At 60.6% G+C, this 20,081-nt stretch carries 15 protein-coding genes, 3 tRNA genes and 2 pseudogenes; 13 read left to right on the plus strand and 7 right to left on the minus strand.

What is annotated here, in order from left to right:
- Positions 1-852: 852 nt before the first annotated feature.
- From AA098_RS30075 to AA098_RS02550, 3 genes and pseudogenes are all read left to right on the plus strand, one after another.
- Positions 853-1,065, plus strand: a pseudogene (locus AA098_RS30075) (methyl-accepting chemotaxis protein); the annotation flags it as partial.
- Positions 1,066-1,266: 201 nt separating this feature from the next.
- Positions 1,267-1,971 carry a methyl-accepting chemotaxis protein gene (locus tag AA098_RS30080; RefSeq protein ID WP_370626951.1) on the plus strand — a complete coding sequence of 235 codons (705 nt, stop codon included), beginning with the start codon at positions 1,267-1,269 and terminating at the stop codon, positions 1,969-1,971.
- A 184-nt stretch (positions 1,972-2,155) separates the two neighbouring features.
- Entirely contained in the window at positions 2,156-2,623 is a 468-nt protein-coding gene (locus AA098_RS02550) for a DUF2867 domain-containing protein (RefSeq protein ID WP_004577528.1), read from the plus strand.
- A gap of 82 nt (positions 2,624-2,705) precedes the next feature.
- Here the strand turns inward: AA098_RS02550 and AA098_RS02555 are convergent, their stop codons facing one another.
- The 5 genes from AA098_RS02555 to AA098_RS02575 form a co-directional block, all read right to left on the minus strand.
- A complete protein-coding gene (locus AA098_RS02555; RefSeq protein ID WP_003249548.1) occupies positions 2,706-4,271 on the minus strand; it encodes an iron ABC transporter permease in 1,566 nt (521 codons plus the stop codon).
- Positions 4,271-5,284 carry an extracellular solute-binding protein gene (locus AA098_RS02560; RefSeq protein WP_003249550.1) on the minus strand — a complete coding sequence of 338 codons (1,014 nt, stop codon included), beginning with the start codon at positions 5,282-5,284 and terminating at the stop codon, positions 4,271-4,273. The genes AA098_RS02555 and AA098_RS02560 overlap by 1 nt, the downstream gene beginning before the upstream one ends.
- Before the next feature lie 249 nt (positions 5,285-5,533).
- A tRNA-Leu gene (locus AA098_RS02565) sits at positions 5,534-5,620 on the minus strand.
- An 88-nt stretch (positions 5,621-5,708) separates the two neighbouring features.
- Positions 5,709-5,795, minus strand: a tRNA-Leu gene (locus AA098_RS02570).
- 88 nt (positions 5,796-5,883) lie between these two features.
- Positions 5,884-5,970 (minus strand) — tRNA-Leu (locus AA098_RS02575).
- A gap of 272 nt (positions 5,971-6,242) precedes the next feature.
- On the opposite strand from AA098_RS02575, the gene rnr reads away from it, so the two are divergent.
- The 8 genes from rnr to AA098_RS02615 all read left to right on the plus strand — a co-directional run bounded on the left by rnr (position 6,243) and on the right by AA098_RS02615 (position 16,098).
- Entirely contained in the window at positions 6,243-8,816 is a 2,574-nt protein-coding gene (gene rnr / locus AA098_RS02580) for a ribonuclease R (protein WP_003249552.1), read from the plus strand.
- Positions 8,813-9,559, plus strand: a complete 747-nt coding sequence (rlmB, locus tag AA098_RS02585; protein WP_003249554.1) for a 23S rRNA (guanosine(2251)-2'-O)-methyltransferase RlmB — start codon at positions 8,813-8,815, stop codon at positions 9,557-9,559. Before rnr ends, rlmB begins: the two co-directional genes overlap by 4 nt.
- A 290-nt stretch (positions 9,560-9,849) precedes the next feature.
- Positions 9,850-10,275, plus strand: a complete 426-nt coding sequence (gene rpsF, locus AA098_RS02590) for a 30S ribosomal protein S6 (protein WP_003249557.1) — start codon at positions 9,850-9,852, stop codon at positions 10,273-10,275.
- A 28-nt stretch (positions 10,276-10,303) separates the two neighbouring features.
- Entirely contained in the window at positions 10,304-10,534 is a 231-nt protein-coding gene (rpsR, locus tag AA098_RS02595) for a 30S ribosomal protein S18 (RefSeq protein WP_003249563.1), read from the plus strand.
- Positions 10,535-10,567: 33 nt separating this feature from the next.
- Complete coding sequence (locus AA098_RS02600; protein WP_012053856.1) at positions 10,568-11,431, plus strand: hypothetical protein; 864 nt, start codon at positions 10,568-10,570, stop codon at positions 11,429-11,431.
- Positions 11,432-11,451: 20 nt separating this feature from the next.
- The gene (rplI, locus tag AA098_RS02605) at positions 11,452-11,898 is read left to right on the plus strand and encodes a 50S ribosomal protein L9 (protein ID WP_003249568.1); all 447 of its coding nucleotides are present in this window, start codon (positions 11,452-11,454) and stop codon (positions 11,896-11,898) included.
- A gap of 113 nt (positions 11,899-12,011) precedes the next feature.
- Complete coding sequence (dnaB, locus tag AA098_RS02610; RefSeq protein ID WP_003249571.1) at positions 12,012-13,409, plus strand: replicative DNA helicase; 1,398 nt, start codon at positions 12,012-12,014, stop codon at positions 13,407-13,409.
- A 388-nt stretch (positions 13,410-13,797) separates the two neighbouring features.
- Positions 13,798-16,098: a YgiQ family radical SAM protein gene (locus AA098_RS02615; protein ID WP_003249577.1), complete on the plus strand. Its 2,301-nt coding sequence runs from the start codon at positions 13,798-13,800 to the stop codon at positions 16,096-16,098.
- A gap of 137 nt (positions 16,099-16,235) precedes the next feature.
- On the opposite strand, the gene AA098_RS02620 is transcribed toward AA098_RS02615, so the two are convergent.
- Positions 16,236-16,823: a TIGR00730 family Rossman fold protein gene (locus AA098_RS02620; protein WP_003249578.1), complete on the minus strand. Its 588-nt coding sequence runs from the start codon at positions 16,821-16,823 to the stop codon at positions 16,236-16,238.
- Between the two features lie 350 nt (positions 16,824-17,173).
- Here AA098_RS02620 and azu point away from each other — a divergent pair, with 350 nt between their 5' ends.
- Entirely contained in the window at positions 17,174-17,623 is a 450-nt protein-coding gene (azu, locus tag AA098_RS02625; protein WP_003249580.1) for an azurin, read from the plus strand.
- A 102-nt stretch (positions 17,624-17,725) separates the two neighbouring features.
- Here the strand turns inward: azu and nadE are convergent.
- Positions 17,726-18,037 (minus strand): annotated as a pseudogene (nadE, locus tag AA098_RS02630) (NAD(+) synthase); the annotation flags it as partial.
- A 385-nt stretch (positions 18,038-18,422) separates the two neighbouring features.
- Here nadE and AA098_RS02635 point away from each other — a divergent pair.
- Entirely contained in the window at positions 18,423-20,054 is a 1,632-nt protein-coding gene (locus AA098_RS02635; RefSeq protein ID WP_064613795.1) for an NAD+ synthase, read from the plus strand.
- Positions 20,055-20,081 lie beyond the last annotated feature (27 nt).

Raw genomic sequence — 20,081 nt, forward strand, 5'->3', positions numbered from 1 at the left:
CAAAATAGTGGCGCCAGAAAACACGAGGGTTACACCGTGTCTGCCATCCTCTCACTGTTACGAAGCCGCCTCTTGCGGCCTGTGTTTGTTGCCCTTGGTATCGCTCTTTTGGTGCAGGTGCTGGTTGCCGTTGCGCTCACCCGAAGCACGGTCACCGCCCTGGAGGCTGACCTTGGCGAGCGACTGGGTAATGACAGTCGCCAACTCGCAAGCGATCTGGAGCAAGCCGGGCAAGATGTGCGCTCTGGGCTCGACGGCCTGTCCAGCAGTACCCGCCAGCGCCTGAGCGCAGGGTTGTCGGAGCGCCTGCAAAGCGAACAGCAGCAACTGCGCAGCACCCTGGAGAAGAACCTCAAGGACTCCGCCAACGACATGGCCGAGCTGCTGGCTTCGGTTGCGCCGCGAGCGATCTGGGACAACGATGTGCCAGTGCTCTCCGACTTTGCCCGGCGTGCCCAGCGCAACCCCAACGTGCTGTTCGTGATCTATGACGATGCACAGGGCCAGCACCTGACCCGTTACCTGAACCGGCAGAACCCGATCAACCAGACGCTCATCGAGAAGGGCCAGGGCGAACGAGCGCTGGACAAGGTGCTCGATGCCGCGCGTCGTGATCCGTCGGTGTACTTCGTCGAAGCCTCTATCAACCCCAATGGCGCCGAGATCGGCAAAGTCCTGATGGGGGTTTCTACAGCCGGCATTGACCAGGAGCTCAAGGCGCTCGACCAGCGCTTCAGTGCCCTGATCGCCAGTGGCGAGCAACTGGTTGGCGATAGCCTGGGCGCGGCGGCTGCCGACAGTGGCAAGGCCCTGCGCGAGCGCCTGGAAGTTGCGCAGGCCAGCGCCACCGCGATGCAGGCCAACACTGCACAGACCGTGCGCGATGCGGCTGCCGAGCTGCGCTGGCGGATTGGCCTGGGCCTGGTGGTGGTGGGCCTGGGTGTGCTGCTGGTGGTCGCTTTAGTGTTAGGCCGCCGGGTGCTCAGCAAACTGCGCCTGCTGATCGCAGCGCTCAACGACCTTGCCGCTGGCGAAGGCGACCTGACCAAGCGCGTGACCCTCGACAGCCGCGACGAGATCGGCGACATGGCGTCGGCGGTCAATCGCTTTGTCGACAAGCTGCAGCCCATCGTCCGCGAGGCCGGCGAGGTGGCCCAACGTACCGGCGTCGAGATCGGCGCCATGGCCCAGCGCAATGCCGGTGCCGATGCCGCGGCGGCGTTGCAGCGTGACGAAGTGGCCGCTAGCCTGCGCGACCTGTCGAGCATGGCTGACGAGGCTCAGGCTGAAAGCCATGCCATGCAGGCGGCGTTGCAGCAGGTGGTGGACATTCGCCAGGCGACCGATGAGAACAGCCGTTCCTCTACGCAACTGGCGAGCCTGATCGAGAACCTTGCCGGGCAGGTCGAAACGGGCTCTCAGGTGATCGAGCGCCTGGCCAAGCAGAGCGAACAGATTGAAGTGGTGCTGACTGTCATCCATGGCATTGCCGAGCAGACCAATCTGCTGGCCCTCAACGCTGCAATCGAAGCCGCGCGCGCTGGTGAAACTGGCCGCGGATTCGCTGTAGTGGCCGATGAGGTGCGGGCGCTGGCGAGCAAGACGCAAAGCTCTACCGGCGACATTCAGGCGCACATTACCGCGCTGCAAAAAGGTGCCAAGGAAGCAGTGGCCACCATCAGTCAGGCCGGGCTCAAGGCGAGTGAAGGGTTGTTGGTGCTGCGTGACAACGAGCGTCGCCAGCAGTCGGTGCAGGCTGCGGTGGAGCAGGTGCACGCGGCCATTGGTTTGGCGACTCGCGCTGCCGAACAACAGGCCCATGGCGCTCAGGCGGTGCGGGGGCGGGTGGAGAACATCCATGCCCAGGCCGAACGCTCGGCTGAGGTGGTGATGCAGACCACGGCCAGCAGCAAGGTGCTGGATGATCTGGCGGCTCAGCTGCGCGCCAGCCTGGGCCAGTTCCGGGCCTGAATCCTGGGCGGTTCTTTGTGGGAGCGGCCTTGTGTCGCGAAAGGGCTGCATAGCAGCCCCAAGTTTGTTGCATAAACGCGGAAATTGCCGGGGCCGCTATGCGGCCCTTTCGCGACACAAGGCCGCTCCCACACCTGAGCGGTGTTGCTATGCTGTCGGCGACACATGACAAAAGGAGTTGCTCATGTCCGCCCAACTAATCGCTGCCCAGGCCGACCTGAATTTCCTGCACAGTGACAGCGTACAGCTCACTGACCCGATGACCGCCCTGCAAGCCTACTGCGCCATGACCTCGGACGTCCCCGGCTGGCTGGCCCGGGCTTTCCGCATTCGCGACTTTATCTCACGCCGTTTCAATGTCGCCGATATCCACGGCTTCACTCGCGGCGATCCAACGCATGTGCCAGCCGTCGGTGAGCGCCTGGACTTCTTCACTGTCGAGGCCATCAGCGACCAGCAACTGGTCCTGACCTCGCGTGATACGCACCTGGCTGTAATGGTGAGTGTGGATCTAGATGATCAGGGGGAGGGGTGTCAGCGCTTGGGCGTGACCACCTCGGTGCAGTGCTTCAACACCTTCGGCCGGCTTTACATGTTGCCGGTCGGCAAGGCCCATGGGCCAATTGTGCGGCGCATGCTGCGTAACATCTGATGGCCGGCAAGCCCCCACAGGTACAGCGCAGGTCCTGAGAACGGCGCTGTGCTTGTGGAGGCGGGCAAACCCGCGAAGAAGTTTATGCCTTGTTCAGATACATCCGCGTAGTCAGCAAGTAAACCGGCAACCCCGACACCACGATCAGCAACGCAGCATAAGGCGCCGCTGCCGCGAACTCGACGTTGGCTGTGTGTGCCCACACCTCGGTGGCCAAGGTGGTCATGCCGGTCGGGCTGAGCAGCAGGGTAGCCGTCAGCTCTTTCATGGCATCCAGGAACACCAGCGCAAAGGCTGCCGCCATGGCCGGGAAGATGATCGGTAAGGTCACCCGGCAGAACGCGGCAAAGCTGCTCGCGCCAAGCGTGCGCGCGGCTTCTTCCAGCGTCGGCGAAGCCTTGTTCAGCGCGGTGCGCACCGGTGATTGCGCCAACGGCAGGAACAGCAGCGCATAGGCCAACAGCAGCAAGGCCGTGGTCTGGTACAGCGCCGGCACGTAGTGCAGGGCGAAGAACACCAATGTCAGGGCAATCACCAGGCCGGGTAGGGCGTGCAGCAGATAGGGTAGACGCTCGGCCCAAATCGCCAGGCGGCCTTTGTAGCGTACCACCAGGAAGCTGATAGGCAGAGCCAGCAGCACACAGAAGCCGGCACCGCCCAGCGATACCGACAGCGAGGTGAACAACGCCTTCGAGATGGCCGCCACCGGGAATGCCGCCGACGAACCCACGCTCAGCCAGTAACCGAGCATCGCCAGCGGAATGCCGCTGCCCAGCACCGCCAGGCCCACGCAGAACAGTTGCGCCAGCACCGCCCAGCCGCGCAGCCGCACCGGTTGCGCACGGCGCGCTACGCCCTGGCCGATGCGTACATGGCGGGCTTTGCCGCGCACCCGCAGTTCCAGCCACAGCATTGCCAGGCACATCGCCAGCAGCACGGCAGACAGCATGGCCGCGTTGGCGTTGCTGAACTCCAGTTCGAACTGCTGGTAGATCGCCGTGGTAAAGGTTTGCAGGCCGAGTATCGACAGCGCGCCAAACTCCACCAGCATATGCAGGGCAATCAGTAGCGCACCGCCGAGCATCGACGGCCACAGCAGCGGCAGGGTGACTTTGCTGAACACCCCCCAGCGGCTGCAACCCAGGGTGCGTGCCGACTCCTCCAGCGACGTGTCGAGGTTGCGCAGGGTCGCGGCAACGGGCAGGAACACCAGTGGGTATTTGGACAGGGCCATGACCATGATCGCGCCGCCCAGGCCTTCAAAGTCCGAACTTAGCGACACCCAGGTGAAGCTGCTGACGAACGACGGCACGGCGAATGGCAGGCACAGCACCACGCCCCACAACCGGCGGCCGGCCAGGTTGCTGCGCTCCAGCAGCCAGGCCAGTGCCAGGCCGACCACCATGCAGGTCAGCGTCACCCCGACCATCAGCATCAGGGTGTTGCGCATCAGCCCCCAGACAAAGGGCCGCCACAGCAGGTGCAAAGCTTCGCGCCAGCCGGCCTCCCAGGCTTTGATGGCGACATAAGCCAGTGGCAGCAAGCTCATTGCCACAAGGAACAGCACAGGCAGCACTACCCAGATGGAAGGGCGCTTGCGGCGCGGTACGAAGCGTACCGGCACCGGTTCGGACAGGGCGGCAGTCATCAGAGCAGGCCGACCTCACGCTCAAGTTCGATGGCTTCCTCGGCATTGCCCAGGTCAGCTGGCGAGATCTTCGGCGGGCGCAGTTCGTCGAACGGCTTCAGGCCGCGATCAGAAACCATGCCCTTGTGCAGCGGGTACTCGGCGGTGGTCTGGGTGATCACGCGCTGGCCTTCCTCGCTGGCCATCCAGTTGAGCAGGGCCTGGGCTTCTTTCGGGTGTTTGCTGGCCTTGACCACGCCTGCGCCGGAGATAGTGACCAGGTTGCCAGCATCGCCGTCGGCCAGGTAATAGAGCTTGGTGTCCAGCTTGCCGCGTTCGCGTTCAAGCGCGTACCAGTAGTAGTTGTTCACCAGTACCGCAGCCACTTCACCTTTTTCCACGGCTTTCAGGGCGACCATGTTGTTGGTGTAGGTCTTGCCGAAGGCTTTCAGGCCGGTCAACCATTCTTCGGTGGCTTCACGCCCGTGCATCTTCAGAATGGCCACGGCCTGCTCCTGGAACGCACCGCTGGTAGGGACGTAGCCGACGCGGCCTTCCCACTCAGGGTTGGCGAAGTCCATCACCGTGGTCGGCAGGTCTTTCTCGTCGACTTTCTTCGGGTTGTACACGACGATGCGCGTACGGGCGGTGATACCCATCCAGGTGCCGTTGGCGCCAACGTACTCCTTGGGCATCATGTTCAACGTGGCGTCGTCAATCTTGGCCAGCAGGCCCAGCTCGCCCAGGTTGTTCAGGGGCGGGGACTCTTCGGTATAGATGATGTCGGCTGGCGAACGGTCGCCTTCCTCGATGATCTGGCTGGCCAGCTGGTTGCTGCTGCCTTTGCGGATGTCGATGTGAATGCCGGTCTTGGCCTCATAGGCCTTGGCAATGGCTTCGCCGATTTCCTTGTGCTGACCGTTGTACATGGTCAGCGTGACCGGTGCGTCTGCCATGGCGGCCGGAGCGCCGATGACCAGGCTCAGCACTGCGGCGGCCAGGGTACGCATCAGCGGTTGCGGGCGGATCGTCATGCGGGTACTTCCTCGCTTACGGCTACATATTTGGAAACAATGGTAAACGAAATTGTTTCTCAAGTGGCCGGGTGACGAGAAATTCATGGTCAGACCATGGTGCAAGGGGGGGGGGGGGCGCTGGGCGTGTGTTGCCTGTACGGGCCTCTTCGCGGGTGAACCCGCTCCTACGACGTGCGGGTATCGGGGGAGGGGGCACAAAAATCGCAGGCAAGAAAAAACCCACTAGCAAGCTAGTGGGTTTTTGTATGGTGCCCAGGAGAAGACTCGAACTTCCACGACCTTGCGGTCACTGATACCTGAAACCAGCGCGTCTACCAATTCCGCCACCTGGGCAAAGCTTTACATCATCTGCAGAAGGCGACTATCGTTCGCTTTCACACAGTAGTAACAGATCCTTGGTCATCTGCTACTTGAAAATACTTGGTGCCCAGGAGAAGACTCGAACTTCCACGACCTTGCGGTCACTGATACCTGAAACCAGCGCGTCTACCAATTCCGCCACCTGGGCAAAGCTTTACATCATCTGCAGAAGGCGACTATCGTTCGCTTTCACACAGTAGTAACAGATCCTTGGTCATCTGCTACTTGAAAATACTTGGTGCCCAGGAGAAGACTCGAACTTCCACGACCTTGCGGTCACTGATACCTGAAACCAGCGCGTCTACCAATTCCGCCACCTGGGCACACATTCGAGGTTACTTGATGCTTTACAGCGTCGTTCATCTCTACTACAACTTCGGGGTTGTCCGTCGTTGTGGTGCGCACTATACGGACGCTCCCCAAGGCTGTAAAGCCCCCAATCGAAAAAAAATTCAAAAAATTCAACTTGTTGATTCCACAAGCCTATTTCTGCTGTTTATGCACTGCAGCGGGGGCTGTCCAAGGCAGACATTTCCGGTTTCAATACGCCTATGCCAGAATTCATATCTATATACCCCAAGGTGAACCCCTTCTGATGGCCGATTGGCAATCCCTCGATCCCGAGGCCGCTCGCGAAGCGGAAAAATACGACAACCCCATTCCCAGCCGTGAGCTGATCCTGCAGCGTCTCGCCGACCGAGGCGAACCTGCTGCCCGCGAGGAGCTGGCAAAAGAGTTCGGTCTGTATGAAGAAGACCAGATCGAAGCCCTGCGCCGCCGCCTGCGTGCCATGGAGCGCGATGGCCAGCTTATCTATACCCGGCGCGGCACTTATGCCCCGGTAGACAAGCTGGACCTGATCTGCGGTCGCGTCTCCGGCCACCGCGACGGCTTCGGCTTCCTTATTCCCGATGACGGCAGCGAAGACCTGTTCCTCAGCCCGTCGCAGATGCGACTGGTGTTCGACGGCGACCGTGGCCTGGCCCGCGTCTCCGGTGTCGACCGCCGTGGCCGCCGTGAAGGCGTGCTGGTCGAAGTCATCTCCCGTGCCCACGAAAGCGTGGTCGGCCGCTATTTCGAAGAAGGCGGCATCGGTTACGTAACCCCGGACAACCCGAAGATCCAGCAGGAAGTGCTGGTGACCGCCGGGCGTAACGGCGGTGCCAAGATCGGCCAGTTCGTCGAGATCAAGATCACCCACTGGCCAACGCCGCGCTTCCAGCCGCAAGGCGATGTGGTCGAAGTCATCGGCAACTACATGGCACCGGGCATGGAAATCGACGTTGCCCTGCGCAGCTACGACATTCCGCACGTCTGGCCTAATGATGTGGTCAAGGAGGCACGCAAGTTCCGCTCCGAAGTCGAGGAGAAGGACAAAGAGAAGCGTGTCGACCTGCGTCATCTGCCGTTCGTCACCATCGACGGTGAAGACGCCCGCGACTTCGACGATGCCGTTTATTGCGAACCGCTGGGCAAGCTGCGTCTGTTCTCCGGTGGCTGGCGCCTGTACGTGGCCATCGCTGACGTCTCCAGCTACGTGCGTCTGGGCTCTGCCCTGGATGTCGAAGCCCAGCAGCGCGGTAACTCGGTGTACTTCCCCGAGCGCGTGGTGCCGATGCTCCCCGAAGAGCTGTCCAACGGCCTGTGCTCGCTGAACCCCCATGTCGACCGGTTGGCCATGGTCTGTGAAATGACCATGAACAAAGCCGGCCAGATGGTCGACTATCAGTTCTACGAAGGCGTGATCCACTCCCATGCCCGCCTGACCTACAACAAGGTCAGCAGCATGCTCGAGCACTCGCGTACCCGTGAGGGCAAGGCGCTGCGCGAAGAGTACAAGGAGGTCGTGCCGGATCTGAAGAACCTGTACAACCTGTACAAGGTGCTGGTGGAGGCGCGTCACACCCGGGGTGCAATCGACTTCGAGACCCAGGAAACCCGCATCATCTTCGGCGACGAGCGCAAGATCGCCGAAATCCGCCCGACCGTGCGCAACGATGCTCACAAGCTGATCGAGGAATGCATGCTGGCGGCCAACGTGGCCACGGCCGAGTTCCTGCAGAAGCACGGCGTACCGGCCCTGTACCGCGTGCACGATGGCCCGCCGCCGGAGCGCCTGGAAAAGCTGCGCGCCTTCCTCGGCGAGCTGGGCCTGAGCCTGCACAAGGGCAAGGACCCGTCGCCGAAGGATTACCAGGCCCTGCTGGCGAGCATTGCCGGTCGCCCGGACTTCCACCTGATCCAGACGGTGATGCTGCGCTCGCTGAGCCAGGCCGTGTACAGCACCGAGAACAACGGCCACTTCGGCCTGAACTACGAGGCGTACACCCACTTCACCTCGCCGATCCGTCGTTACCCGGACCTGCTGGTGCATCGCGCCATCCGCAGCATCATCCGCTCCAAGGTCGATACCCCGCACGTCAAGCGTGCCGGCGCCATGAGCATCCCCAAGGCGCGTATCTACCCGTACGACGAAAACACCCTGGAGCAACTCGGCGAGCAGTGCTCGATGACCGAGCGCCGGGCCGACGAAGCCACCCGTGACGTGGTCAACTGGCTCAAGTGCGAGTTCATGAAAGATCGCGTGGGCGAGACCTTCCCGGGTGTGATCACGGCGGTGACCGGTTTCGGCCTGTTCGTCGAGCTGACCGATATCTATGTAGAGGGCCTGGTGCACGTCAGTGCGTTGCCGGGTGACTACTACCACTTCGACCCGGTACACCATCGCCTGGCCGGCGAGCGCACCGGTCGCAGCTTCCGCTTGGGCGACACCATCGAAGTCAAGGTCATGCGTGTTGATCTGGATGAGCGCAAGATCGACTTCGAAGTGTCGGAAAAGACCCTCGCCGCACCGATCGGCCGCAAGCAGCGTGGCGCCGCGCCAGTTGCCGAAAAAGCCGAGCAGCAGCCGGCAACCGAAGCGAAAGCCACGCCCAAGCCGCGCAGCCGCAAGAGCGAAGCGTCCGAAGCGTACTTCCCCAAGGATGCTGTGCAGCGAAACGCTGAAGTGCGTAAAAGCCGCGAGATGAAAAAAGCGCTGATGACCGACGCGCGCAGCAGTGCTGGCAGCAAATCGGAGAAAGGTGGCAAGCCGTCCGGCAAACCGACCAAGCACCGTAAAGGCCCGCCGAAGTCCGGCGCACCACGCAAAAACAAGAGCAATTCATGAGTCAGCTGGAAAAAATCTACGGCGTACACGCCGTGCAGGCATTGCTGCAGCATCATCCAAAGCGGGTCAAGCAGATCTGGCTGTCGGAAGGGCGCAGCGAGCCACGCCTCGAGACCTTGCTGGCGCTGGCCGCGGAAAACCGCGTGCCGGTCGGCCAGGCCGAGCGCCGTGAGATGGATGCCTGGGTCGAAGGCGTGCACCAAGGCGTTGTAGCCGAGGTCAGTCCGAGCCAGGTGTGGGGCGAGCTGATGCTCGAAGAGCTGCTTGAGCGCACAGAAACGCCGCCGCTGATCCTGGTGCTGGACGGCGTGACCGACCCGCACAACCTCGGCGCTTGTCTGCGTACCGCGGATGCGGCCGGTGCCACGGCAGTGATCGTGCCCAAGGACAAGTCCGCAACGCTGACGCCGGTTGTGCGAAAGGTGGCTTGTGGGGCGGCCGAAGTCATTCCGCTGGTGGCTGTGACCAACCTGGCGCGTACGCTTGAGAAGTTGCAGCAGCGTGGCCTGTGGGTAGTGGGTACTGCTGGCGAGGCCGAGCAGGAGATCTACCAGCAAGACCTGACCGGGCCACTGGTGATGATCATGGGGGCGGAAGGCAAGGGCATGCGCCGGCTTACCCGTGAGCATTGCGACTTCCTGGTGAAGTTGCCGATGGCGGGTAGCGTCAGCAGCCTTAACGTGTCGGTGGCGACCGGGGTTTGCCTGTTCGAAGCCGTGCGTCAGCGTCAGGCCAAGCGCTGATTCTCAGGCCTGTTCCGGCCTCTTCGCGGGTGAACCCGCTCCTACAGGGTGATTGCGTTCCCCTGTAGGAGCGGGTTCACCCGCGAAGAGGCCCGCAGCCTGTAAATATGTTTCAGGCTGTTCAAATATTCACCAATCACCTTGCTTGTGCGCCCCGGCTTCTCTACAATTGCGCCCCTTGCCGAGCTGGCAGGCGCTCATGTGCCTCCCCTCCGTGCAAGACATACAGTGTCATTCACTCCTTGTCTGACCAGATTCACTGGCAGACTACTAACCCGTAAGGAGCATTCATGCGTCATTACGAAATCATCTTCCTGGTTCACCCGGACCAGAGCGAACAAGTCGGCGGCATGGTTGAGCGTTACACCAAGCTGATCGAAGAAGATGGTGGCAAAATCCACCGCCTGGAAGACTGGGGCCGTCGTCAACTGGCCTACGCAATCAACAATGTTCACAAGGCTCACTACGTGATGCTGAACGTTGAATGCACCGGCAAGGCCCTGGCCGAGCTGGAAGACAACTTCCGCTACAACGATGCCGTTATCCGTAACCTGGTCATCCGTCGCGACGAAGCCGTTACCGGCCAGTCCGAGATGCTGAAGGCTGAAGAGAACCGCAGCGAGCGCCGTGAGCGTCGCGAGCGTCCTGAGCATGCTGACTCCGCCGAAGGCGACGACAGCAATGACAGCGACTCCAGCGATAACGCTGACGAGTAATCCACGGACCTTTAGAGGAGCCTATTAAATGGCACGTTTCTTCCGTCGTCGTAAATTCTGCCGCTTCACTGCTGAAGACGTGAAAGAGATCGACTTCAAAGATCTCAACACCCTGAAAGCTTACGTATCCGAAACCGGCAAGATCGTTCCAAGCCGTATCACCGGTACCAAAGCTCGTTATCAGCGTCAGCTGGCTACCGCTATCAAGCGCGCCCGCTTCCTGGCCCTGCTGCCCTACACCGACAGCCACGGCCGCTGAGACCGGGTCGTCGACAAGCAGTAAGGGATTAGCATGCGAGCGTTAGCAAGTTTCATCATGCGCGGTCGTGTGCAGGCCACCCTGGTGGTGGTCATCAGCGCGGTACTGCCGCTGCTGTTCTGGTTGAGTGCCGCTGCCGGCAGCCTTGTGCTGCTGCGGCGTGGGTTCAAGGATGCTACATCGGTCATCGCCGGCGGCTTGCTGGCCGGGCTGGCCGTGTGGGTCATGGGCGATCCCATCACCTTTCTGGTGATTGCGGGTGCCTTGGCCCTGGCCGCCATGTTGCGTGCCGAGCATCCCTGGAGCCGGGTGTTGCTCGCCAGTGCCGTGTTCGCCGTGGCTTTCAGCCTCGTGCTTGATCTGGCGCTGGCGCAAACCTTCGATGTGCTGGCCAAGGCGTTTGCCGAAGCCATGCCGCAAATCGAAGGGCAACCGGTGCTCTCCGGTGAGCTGATCCGCCCTGTGCTGGTCGCTTCCACAGCAGTGACGGTGCAATTGTTCAGTGTGCTGGCGTTGATGCTGGCGCGCTATTGGCAGGCAGCGTTGTACAACCCTGGAGGCTTCGGTCGCGAGTTTCGCGAACTGAAGTTGCCGAAACAGACCATGGCGGTCTTGGTGGCAGTGATGGTGGTGGCGCCGTTTATCGGCCCGCAGTTCATCATCCTGGCATCGGCTTCCAGCCTGGTACTGGTGCTGGCCGGCATCGCCTTGATGCACGGGCTGGTGGCACAGGGCCGACTGGCCGGTTTCTGGCTGGTGGGGATGTACGTGACGCTACCGCTGATCATGCAGCTGATTTATCCGTTGCTGATGGTTTTGGCCATTGTCGACAGCCTGATTGATTTTCGCGGTCGCAAGTCCCCTCCGGGGAAAGACTCCGCGAACGGTGAAGGTTAAAAGTTAAGAGGTTTTACCAAATGGAACTGATCCTGCTGGAAAAAGTCGCTAACCTGGGCAACCTGGGCGACAAAGTAAAAGTTAAGGCTGGTTACGGCCGTAACTTCCTGCTGCCATTCGGCAAGGCCACCGTTGCCAACGCCGCCAACCTGGCTGCGTTCGAAGAGCGTCGTGCCGAGCTGGAAAAAGCAGCCGCTGACAAGAAAGCTTCGGCTGAAAGCCGCGCTGCCCAACTGGCCGAGCTGGAAGTGACCATCACTGCCACCGCTGGCGACGAAGGCAAGCTGTTCGGTTCGATCGGCACCCACGACATCGCTGACGCCCTGACCGCCTCCGGCGTTGAAGTGGCCAAGGCTGAAGTTCGTCTGCCGAACGGCACCATCCGTCAGGTTGGCGAATACGACGTAGCCGTGCACCTGCACAGCGACGTTGAAGCCACCGTACGCGTGGTCGTCGTAGCTGCCTAAGCTGCGCTAACTGGCTGGCTCCTTGCGAGTCAGGCGGTTAACATCGGGCACGGTCCTGTTTTCGACAGGCCGTGCCCTTTGTCTTTTTCATCCTCCAGAATTCTTTCGTGGCCATGAACGAGATCACCACCTCCGAACAGCTTGACCTGCAAACCGCAGCCCTGAAGGTACCGCCGCATTCCATCGAGGCCGAACAGGCCGTGCTCGGTGGCCTGATGCTGGACAACAATGCCTGGGAGCGGGTGCTGGACCAGGTGTCGGACGGCGATTTCTACCGGCATGACCACCGGCTGATCTTCCGCGCTGTGCACAAGTTGGCCGACGCCAACCAGCCATTCGACGTGGTGACCCTGCACGAGCAGTTGGACAAGGAAGGCCTGTCCTCGCAGATCGGCGGTTTGGCTTACCTGGCCGAGCTGGCCAAGAACACCCCTTCGGTGGCCAACATCAAGGCCTACGCCGCGATCATTCGCGAGCGGGCCACGTTGCGCCAGCTGATCAGCATCAGTACCGACATCGCCGACAACGCGTTCAACCCGCAGGGGCGCAACGCTGCCGAGATTCTTGACGATGCCGAACGGCAGATCTTCCAGATCGCCGAGGCGCGGCCTAAAACCGGCGGCCCGGTGGGCGTCAACGAGCTGTTGACCATGGCCATCGACCGCATCGATACGCTGTTCAACTCCGACAGTGACATCACCGGTATCTCCACCGGGTACACCGACCTGGACGAGAAGACCAGCGGCCTGCAGGCGGCAGACTTGATCATCGTCGCCGGCCGTCCGTCGATGGGTAAGACCACCTTCGCCATGAACCTGGTGGAAAACGCCGTACTGCGGACCGACAAGGCGGTGCTGGTGTTCTCCCTCGAGATGCCAGGTGAGTCGCTGATCATGCGTATGCTTTCGTCCCTGGGGCGTATCGACCAGACCAAGGTCCGTTCCGGCCAGCTGGATGACGACGACTGGCCGCGCCTGACCTCGGCAGTGAACCTGCTCAACGACCGAAAGTTGTTCATCGACGATACGGCGGGTATCAGCCCCTCGGAAATGCGCGCACGTACCCGCCGCCTGGCCCGTGAGCATGGTGAAATCGCCATGATCATGGTCGACTACCTGCAGCTGATGCAGATTCCGGGGTCGGCCGGTGACAACCGTACCAACGAAATTTCCGAGATTTCCCGCTCGCTCAAGGCCCTGGCCAAGGAATTCAACTGCCCGGTCATTGCCCTTTCGCAGCTGAACCGCTCGCTGGAACAGCGCCCGAACAAACGCCCGGTGAACTCCGACTTGCGTGAATCCGGTGCAATCGAGCAGGACGCCGACGTGATCATGTTCGTGTACCGCGACGAGGTGTACCACCCCGAGACCGAGCACAAGGGCGTGGCGGAAATCATCATCGGCAAACAGCGTAACGGCCCCATCGGCTTCGTGCGTTTGGCGTTTATCGGCAAGTACACCCGGTTCGAGAACTTGGCGCCGGGGATGTACAACTTCGATGACGACGAATAACTCATTGCGTTAGCAGGGGCCCTTGTAGGGGCTGCTTTGCGGCCCATCGCGACGCAAGGCCGCTCCCGCATTCGTTGCAACTCGGCCAAGGCGGGCAAAGGGCAACGCGCAACGGGCGACCATGGCCTTGCAGGTTTGGCGCGTTGCAACAAATGTGGGAGCGGCCTTGCGTCGCGATGCGCCGCGCGGGCGGCGCTCGATTTCACAGGCGCTGAAACTGCTGTGTCGTACACCTGGCGCCCTTACCACACCCACCAAACCAACCACCTGACGCCCCCCCCAACTGTCGCTCTACCCACCAATCCCCACGAATCCAGTCGGATTTGGTCAAAATTTGTGCTATATTCCGCGCCCGCGATTTCCCTGCACACCAGAACCGGTCACTGACATGCAAGCAGCCAAACCACTCTACGACTATCCCAAGTACTGGGCCGAATGCTTCGGGCCAGCACCTTTCCTGCCAATGAGCAGGGAGGAGATGGATCTGCTCGGCTGGGATTCCTGCGACATCATCATCGTGACCGGTGATGCCTACGTCGACCATCCGTCGTTCGGCATGGCCATCATTGGCCGTCTGCTGGAGGCCCAGGGCTTCCGCGTGGGCATCATCGCCCAGCCGAACTGGCAGTCAAAAGACGACTTCATGAAGCTCGGCGAACCGAACCTGTTCTTCGGCGTGGCCGCCGGTAACATGGACTCGATGATCAACCGCTACACCGCGGACAAGAAGATCCGTTCCGACGATGCCTACACCCCGGGTGGTCTGGCCGGCAGCCGTCCGGACCGTGCCAGCCTGGTGTACAGCCAGCGCTGCAAGGAGGCCTACAAGCATGTGCCGATCGTGCTCGGCGGCATCGAGGCTTCGCTGCGCCGCATCGCCCACTACGACTACTGGCAGGACAAGGTTCGTCACTCGATCCTGATCGACGCCAGCGCGGACATCCTGCTGTTCGGCAACGCCGAGCGTGCGGTGGTCGAGGTGGCCCAGCGCCTGTCCAACGGTGAGAAGATCGAGACCATCACCGACGTACGCGGCACCGCCTTCGTGCGCCGCGATACCCCGCAGGGCTGGTACGAGATCGACTCCACCCGTATCGACCGCCCGGGGCGCGTCGACAAGATCATCAACCCGTACGTGAACACCCAGGACACCCAGGCCTGCGCCATCGAACAGGCCAAGGGCGACCAGGAAGACCCGAACGAAGCCAAGGTGGTGCAGATTCTCGACAGCCCGGCCGTGACCCGGGAAAAGTCGGTGATCCGCCTGCCATCGTTCGAAAAGGTGCGTAACGACCCGGTGCTCTATGCCCATGCCAACCGCGTGCTGCACCTGGAGACCAACCCAGGCAACGCTCGCGCGCTGGTGCAGAAGCACGGCGAAGTGGATGTGTGGTTCAACCCGCCACCCATCCCCATGAGCACCGAGGAAATGGACTACGTGTTCGGCATGCCTTACGCCCGTGTGCCGCACCCGGCCTATGGCAAGGAGCGCATCCCGGCCTACGAGATGATCCGTTTCTCGGTGAACATCATGCGTGGTTGCTTCGGTGGCTGTACCTTCTGCTCGATCACCGAACACGAAGGCCGCATCATCCAGAACCGCTCGCATGAGTCGATCCTGCACGAAATCGAAGAGATGCGTGACAAGGTGCCGGGCTTCACTGGCGTGGTCTCGGACCTTGGCGGGCCGACTGCCAACATGTACCGCATCGCCTGCAAAAGCCCCGAAATCGAGAAGCACTGCCGCAAGCCGTCGTGCGTATTCCCGGGTATCTGCGAAAACCTCAATACCGACCACAGCTCGTTGATCGAGCTGTACCGCAAGGCCCGTGCCTTGCCGGGTGTGAAAAAGATCCTGATTGCTTCCGGCCTGCGCTACGACCTGGCGGTGGAATCGCCGGAGTACGTCAAGGAACTGGTCACCCACCACGTTGGCGGCTACCTGAAGATTGCCCCGGAGCACACCGAGCGTGGCCCGCTGGACAAGATGATGAAGCCGGGTATCGGCACCTATGACCGCTTCAAGCGCATGTTCGAGAAATTCTCGAAAGAAGCGGGCAAGGAGCAGTACCTGATCCCGTACTTCATTGCCGCGCACCCCGGTACCACCGACGAAGACATGATGAACCTGGCCCTGTGGCTGAAGGGCAATGGCTTCCGTGCCGACCAGGTACAGGCGTTCTACCCGTCGCCAATGGCCTCGGCTACGGCCATGTACCACTCAGGCAAGAACCCGCTGCGCAAGGTGACCTACAAGAGCGAAGGGGTGGAGATCGTCAAGAGCGACGAGCAACGCCGTCTGCACAAGGCGTTCTTGCGCTATCACGACCCGAAGGGCTGGCCGATGCTGCGTGAAGCGCTGCAGCGTATGGGTCGCGCCGACCTGATCGGGCCGGGCAAGCACCAGCTGATTCCGGCGCACCAGCCGCAGACCGACAGCTACCAGAGCGCGCGCCGCAAGAACTCGACCCCGGCGGGGAGCCACAAGGTGGGCAAGGACCAGAAGATCCTGACCCAGCACACCGGCCTGCCGCCGCGTGGCAGCGATGGCAGCAAGCCGTGGGACAAGCGCGAGAAGGCCAAGGCCGAAGCGTTTGCGCGCAACCAGCAGGCGGCCAAGGAGCGCAAAGAGGCGAGCAAGGGCGGCAAGGGCAACAAGAAGCCGCGTCAGCCTGTCATTCCGCGTTAACTGATCGACTATTGGGGCTGCTTTGCAGCCCATCGCGATACAAGGCCGCTCCCATATTGATCGGCTGTACGCATTGCTTTTGTGGGAGCGGCCTTGTGTCGCGAAAGGACCGCGAAGCGGTCCCAAAAGTCTCAGCTTCAATCAGGCTGCTTGTCGACCCACTTAGGCGCGACCGGCGCCACAAAGCTGTCCATCCCGTCCAGCAGCTCGTCCGGCTGCTGCCCCAGCAGTAACATCGCCCGGTGTTGCGGGCGCACGAAGCCTTCTTCGACGATATGGTCGAGGAACCCGCCCAGCTTGTCGTAAAAACCGTTCACATCCAGTAGCCCGAGTGGCTTGGCGTGATAGCCCAGTTGCCCCCAGGTCCACACTTCGAACAGTTCCTCCAGCGTACCCAGCCCTCCCGGCAAGGCAATGAAGGCATCGCTCAGCTCGGCCATGCGGGCCTTGCGCGCATGCATACCATCCACCACTTCCAGGCGGGTCAGGCCTTTATGGCCGACTTCAGCGTCCAGCAGGCTCTGCGGAATGATCCCGACCACTTCGCCGCCGGCCGCCATGGCCGCGTCGGCCACCACGCCCATCAAGCCGACCGCGCCACCGCCATACACCAGGGTCAAGCCACGGCGGGCAATGGCCTGGCCTAGCGCGACGGCTGCTTCACGGTAGGCAGGGTTGGCGCCCATGCTGGCGCCGCAGAACACACAAACGGAACGTACGGGCATTGCTCATCTCCTGTCACTCAGGCGCACAGGGTACGGCGCATGCCCGTCGCTTCCAAGGCCGGGTTCATTCTGGTCGGGAGAATTCGCAGATGGCTCCTGTGGCGCCGTGGGCGTAGGCAGCGAGCAGGCTATTGAGGAAGTTGGAGATGGGCATTTGGTATTGCTCCTAAATGAGAGGTTGTCCCATCGTCTAATAAAAGGGCATGATGTGCCCTTAGATTGGTTGTATACAATCCATTGAACAATTCTACTGGCTGACCGCTTGACACCCCCCTTGACCCATATCAGCAAGGGGCTGAACGGTTTCAGGCAGTCTCGCAATTGATAAAACCCTGCCAAGGAGATTCATGATGTTTGCGAAAGCTGTAGCGGTATCCCTGCTGACCCTCGCCAGCGCTTCTGTCTTCGCCGCCGAGTGCTCGGTCACTGTCGACTCGACTGACCAGATGTCCTACACCAGCAAGGAATTCACTGTCGACAAGAGCTGCAAGGAATTCACCGTCAAACTGACCCACTCTGGCAACCTGCCGAAGAACGTCATGGGCCACAACCTGGTGATCAGCAAGACTGCCGACATGCAGGCCATTGCCACCGAAGGCATGAGCCAGGGTCTGGATAAGGACTACCTGAAGGCTGACAACGCCGCGATCATCGCCCACACCAAGATGATCGGCGCGCCTGAGAAAGAAACCGAAGTGAAGTTCGACACTTCCAAGCTGGAAGCCGGTGGTGACTACAGCTTCTTCTGCACCTTCCCGGGCCACATCTCGATGATGAAAGGCAAGGTCATCGTCAAGTAATCAAAGGCTGACGGCGAACCCTGTAGGAGCGGGTTCACCCGCGAATGCGTCGGTGGGTTCACCCTCGTATTCGCGGGTGAACCCGCTCCTGCAGGCCACTTATCAAGGAGCGAACGGCAGTTCGCGCTTGTGCTGGGTCTTGCGGTAGGTGGCGACGATGATGTCGAACGCTGCCTGGTCAACCGGCTGCCCATGCAGGAAGGCATCGATCTGCGCGTAGGTCACGCCATGTGACGCCTCGTCCGGCTTGCCCGGCTCCAGGTCTTCCAGGTCGGCCGTTGGCACCTTTTCCACCAGTGACTCCGGCGCACCGAAGCTGCGCGCAATCGCCCGCACCTGATTCTTCACCAGCCCACTCAACGGCGCCAGGTCGCAGGCACCATCACCAAACTTGGTAAAGAAGCCCATCACCTTACTCCCCCCAAAATAGTGCCCAATACAGTGATAGTAAAGGGTCCTGCTGGTATGGGTGAGGTGTGCATAATCCATAGCCTGCACAACAAAGAAAAAAAAATTCAAACAGTCCAATCGCGTCGGCCTTGCTTGAAATACAGCCACGGTGAGATTGCCTGATGGGGCATAATGAATCGGTTATCACGAGGTGCTGCGATAGGTAGGGCGTGGTTCCCCTGTGAGCGTTGGGTGACTGGAGAAGCTCTCCTCAGGAGCCGTTCGGTGGAACATCAGTTGAGCCACCAATATGTATTTCATTCATGGATCTAGCCCAACCTCCGCTGAGAAGCTTTGGCCCAAGGCGCAGAATCTCGTAGATCCCACGTAAGGCCTTTCTGGAGGACCCATGGAGCAGCGTTTGAGAGTGGTAATGGCCCAGTTGAACATCCGCGTCGGAGATGTTCACGGTAACGTCGAGAAAATCATCGAGGCGGCTCATAAGGCTCGGGATAAGGACGGCGCTCAGGTCATCGTCTTCCCAGAGCTGACCCTTTGCGGTTACCCGCCTGAGGATTTACTCCTTCGCTCTAGCATGCAGAGCCGCATTGAGAAAGCGCTTGAGCGCGTTCGAGAAGCGGCGCGTGGCATCGTCATCATCATTGGCTTCCCATGGGTTGAAGCCGGTTCTCGATACAATAGCTGCGCGGTCATTTCGGATGGAAAAGAGATCGCGCGCTATTACAAACAGCGGTTGCCCAACTACCGTGTGTTTGATGAGAAGCGCTATTTCGAGTCAGGCAGCGGCCCATGCGTCGTCAACCTGTTTGGCATCCAGGTAGGGATCACTATCTGCGAAGATATTTGGTTCTCGGAGCCCCTCAAGCAGGCCTGTGATGCTGGAGCGCAGATCATGCTGACGCTTAATGCGTCCCCATTCCACCGGGGTAAGCAAGCCGAGCGTGAAGAGCTTCTTGCTCAGCGAGCCCGCGAATGTGCAATCCCGATGATTTATGTGAACCAGGTCGGTGGTCAGGACGAACTGGTGTTTGACGGCAACAGCTTTGTTGTTGACGGTAGTGGCAAGGTCACCCAGCGCGCTCCAGCGTTCGAAGAGGGATTGTTCGTAGCTGACTTCCAATGCTCAGAGAGCGCCTTGGAGCCAGTTCCTGGTGTTGTGACTGATCTACTGAGTCTGGAAGCCAGTGTGTACCAGGCATTGGTTGCGGGGGTACGTGACTACGTTCAGCGCAATGGTTTTAAGGGTGTAGTTCTTGGGCTCTCTGGTGGGATCGACTCGGCACTCTGCCTAGCGGTTGCGGCTGATGCGTTGGGAGCCCAGAACGTCGAGGCAGTAATGATGCCTTACCGCTACACCGCTCAGATGAGCCAAGACGATGCCAAGGAAGAGGCAGAGATCCTTGGCGTCAAATATAGCGTTTTGCCAATTGCTCCGATGGTAGAGGCTTTCCTTGAGACGCTTGCACCCGAGTTCGAAGGGCTGGCTAAAGACACGACGGAGGAGAACCTTCAGGCACGGTGTCGCGGCACGATGCTCATGGCCATCTCTAATAAAAAGCGCTATCTCGTACTTACTACCGGTAACAAGAGTGAGATGGCCGTCGGCTACGCGACACTCTATGGAGACATGGCGGGCGGATTCGATGTTCTGAAGGATGTGCCCAAGACTCTGGTATTTAAGCTTTGCGAGTACCGCAATACTTTGGGGTATGTGATCCCGCAACGAGTAATCGACCGTCCGCCATCAGCAGAACTTGCCCCTGATCAGAAAGACGAAGACTCGCTGCCGCCTTATCCAGTACTGGATGAGATCTTGCGTCTGTACATTGAGCAGGACCTGTCTGCTGACGCTATCATCGAGCATGGCTTTGACGCTGAGATAGTGCGTAAGGTGATACGTCTGGTAGATCTGAACGAATATAAGCGTCGGCAAGCAGCAGTAGGGCCGAGAATCACTGAGCGTGGGTTTGGGCGAGATCGCAGATATCCCATTACCTCCGGTTGGCGTATTGGGGACTGATACTCTGTTCTTAAGACGGTAGATAGG

It is taken from the genome of Pseudomonas sp. JY-Q (assembly GCF_001655295.1).
GTDB classification, from domain to species: domain Bacteria; phylum Pseudomonadota; class Gammaproteobacteria; order Pseudomonadales; family Pseudomonadaceae; genus Aquipseudomonas; species Aquipseudomonas alloputida.

Bases quoted from the DNA above. Each gene is read 5' to 3' on its own strand.
- AA098_RS30080 (WP_370626951.1), top strand. From the start codon at position 1,267: ATGGCTGACGAGGCTCAGGCTGAAAGCCATGCCATGCAGGCGGCGTTG.
- AA098_RS02550 (WP_004577528.1), top strand. From the start codon at position 2,156: ATGTCCGCCCAACTAATCGCTGCCCAGGCCGACCTGAATTTCCTGCAC.
- AA098_RS02555 (WP_003249548.1), bottom strand. From the start codon at position 4,271: ATGACTGCCGCCCTGTCCGAACCGGTGCCGGTACGCTTCGTACCGCGC.
- AA098_RS02560 (WP_003249550.1), bottom strand. From the start codon at position 5,284: ATGACGATCCGCCCGCAACCGCTGATGCGTACCCTGGCCGCCGCAGTG.
- rnr (WP_003249552.1), top strand. From the start codon at position 6,243: ATGGCCGATTGGCAATCCCTCGATCCCGAGGCCGCTCGCGAAGCGGAA.
- rlmB (WP_003249554.1), top strand. From the start codon at position 8,813: ATGAGTCAGCTGGAAAAAATCTACGGCGTACACGCCGTGCAGGCATTG.
- rpsF (WP_003249557.1), top strand. From the start codon at position 9,850: ATGCGTCATTACGAAATCATCTTCCTGGTTCACCCGGACCAGAGCGAA.
- rpsR (WP_003249563.1), top strand. From the start codon at position 10,304: ATGGCACGTTTCTTCCGTCGTCGTAAATTCTGCCGCTTCACTGCTGAA.
- AA098_RS02600 (WP_012053856.1), top strand. From the start codon at position 10,568: ATGCGAGCGTTAGCAAGTTTCATCATGCGCGGTCGTGTGCAGGCCACC.
- rplI (WP_003249568.1), top strand. From the start codon at position 11,452: ATGGAACTGATCCTGCTGGAAAAAGTCGCTAACCTGGGCAACCTGGGC.
- dnaB (WP_003249571.1), top strand. From the start codon at position 12,012: ATGAACGAGATCACCACCTCCGAACAGCTTGACCTGCAAACCGCAGCC.
- AA098_RS02615 (WP_003249577.1), top strand. From the start codon at position 13,798: ATGCAAGCAGCCAAACCACTCTACGACTATCCCAAGTACTGGGCCGAA.
- AA098_RS02620 (WP_003249578.1), bottom strand. From the start codon at position 16,823: ATGCCCGTACGTTCCGTTTGTGTGTTCTGCGGCGCCAGCATGGGCGCC.
- azu (WP_003249580.1), top strand. From the start codon at position 17,174: ATGTTTGCGAAAGCTGTAGCGGTATCCCTGCTGACCCTCGCCAGCGCT.
- AA098_RS02635 (WP_064613795.1), top strand. From the start codon at position 18,423: ATGGAGCAGCGTTTGAGAGTGGTAATGGCCCAGTTGAACATCCGCGTC.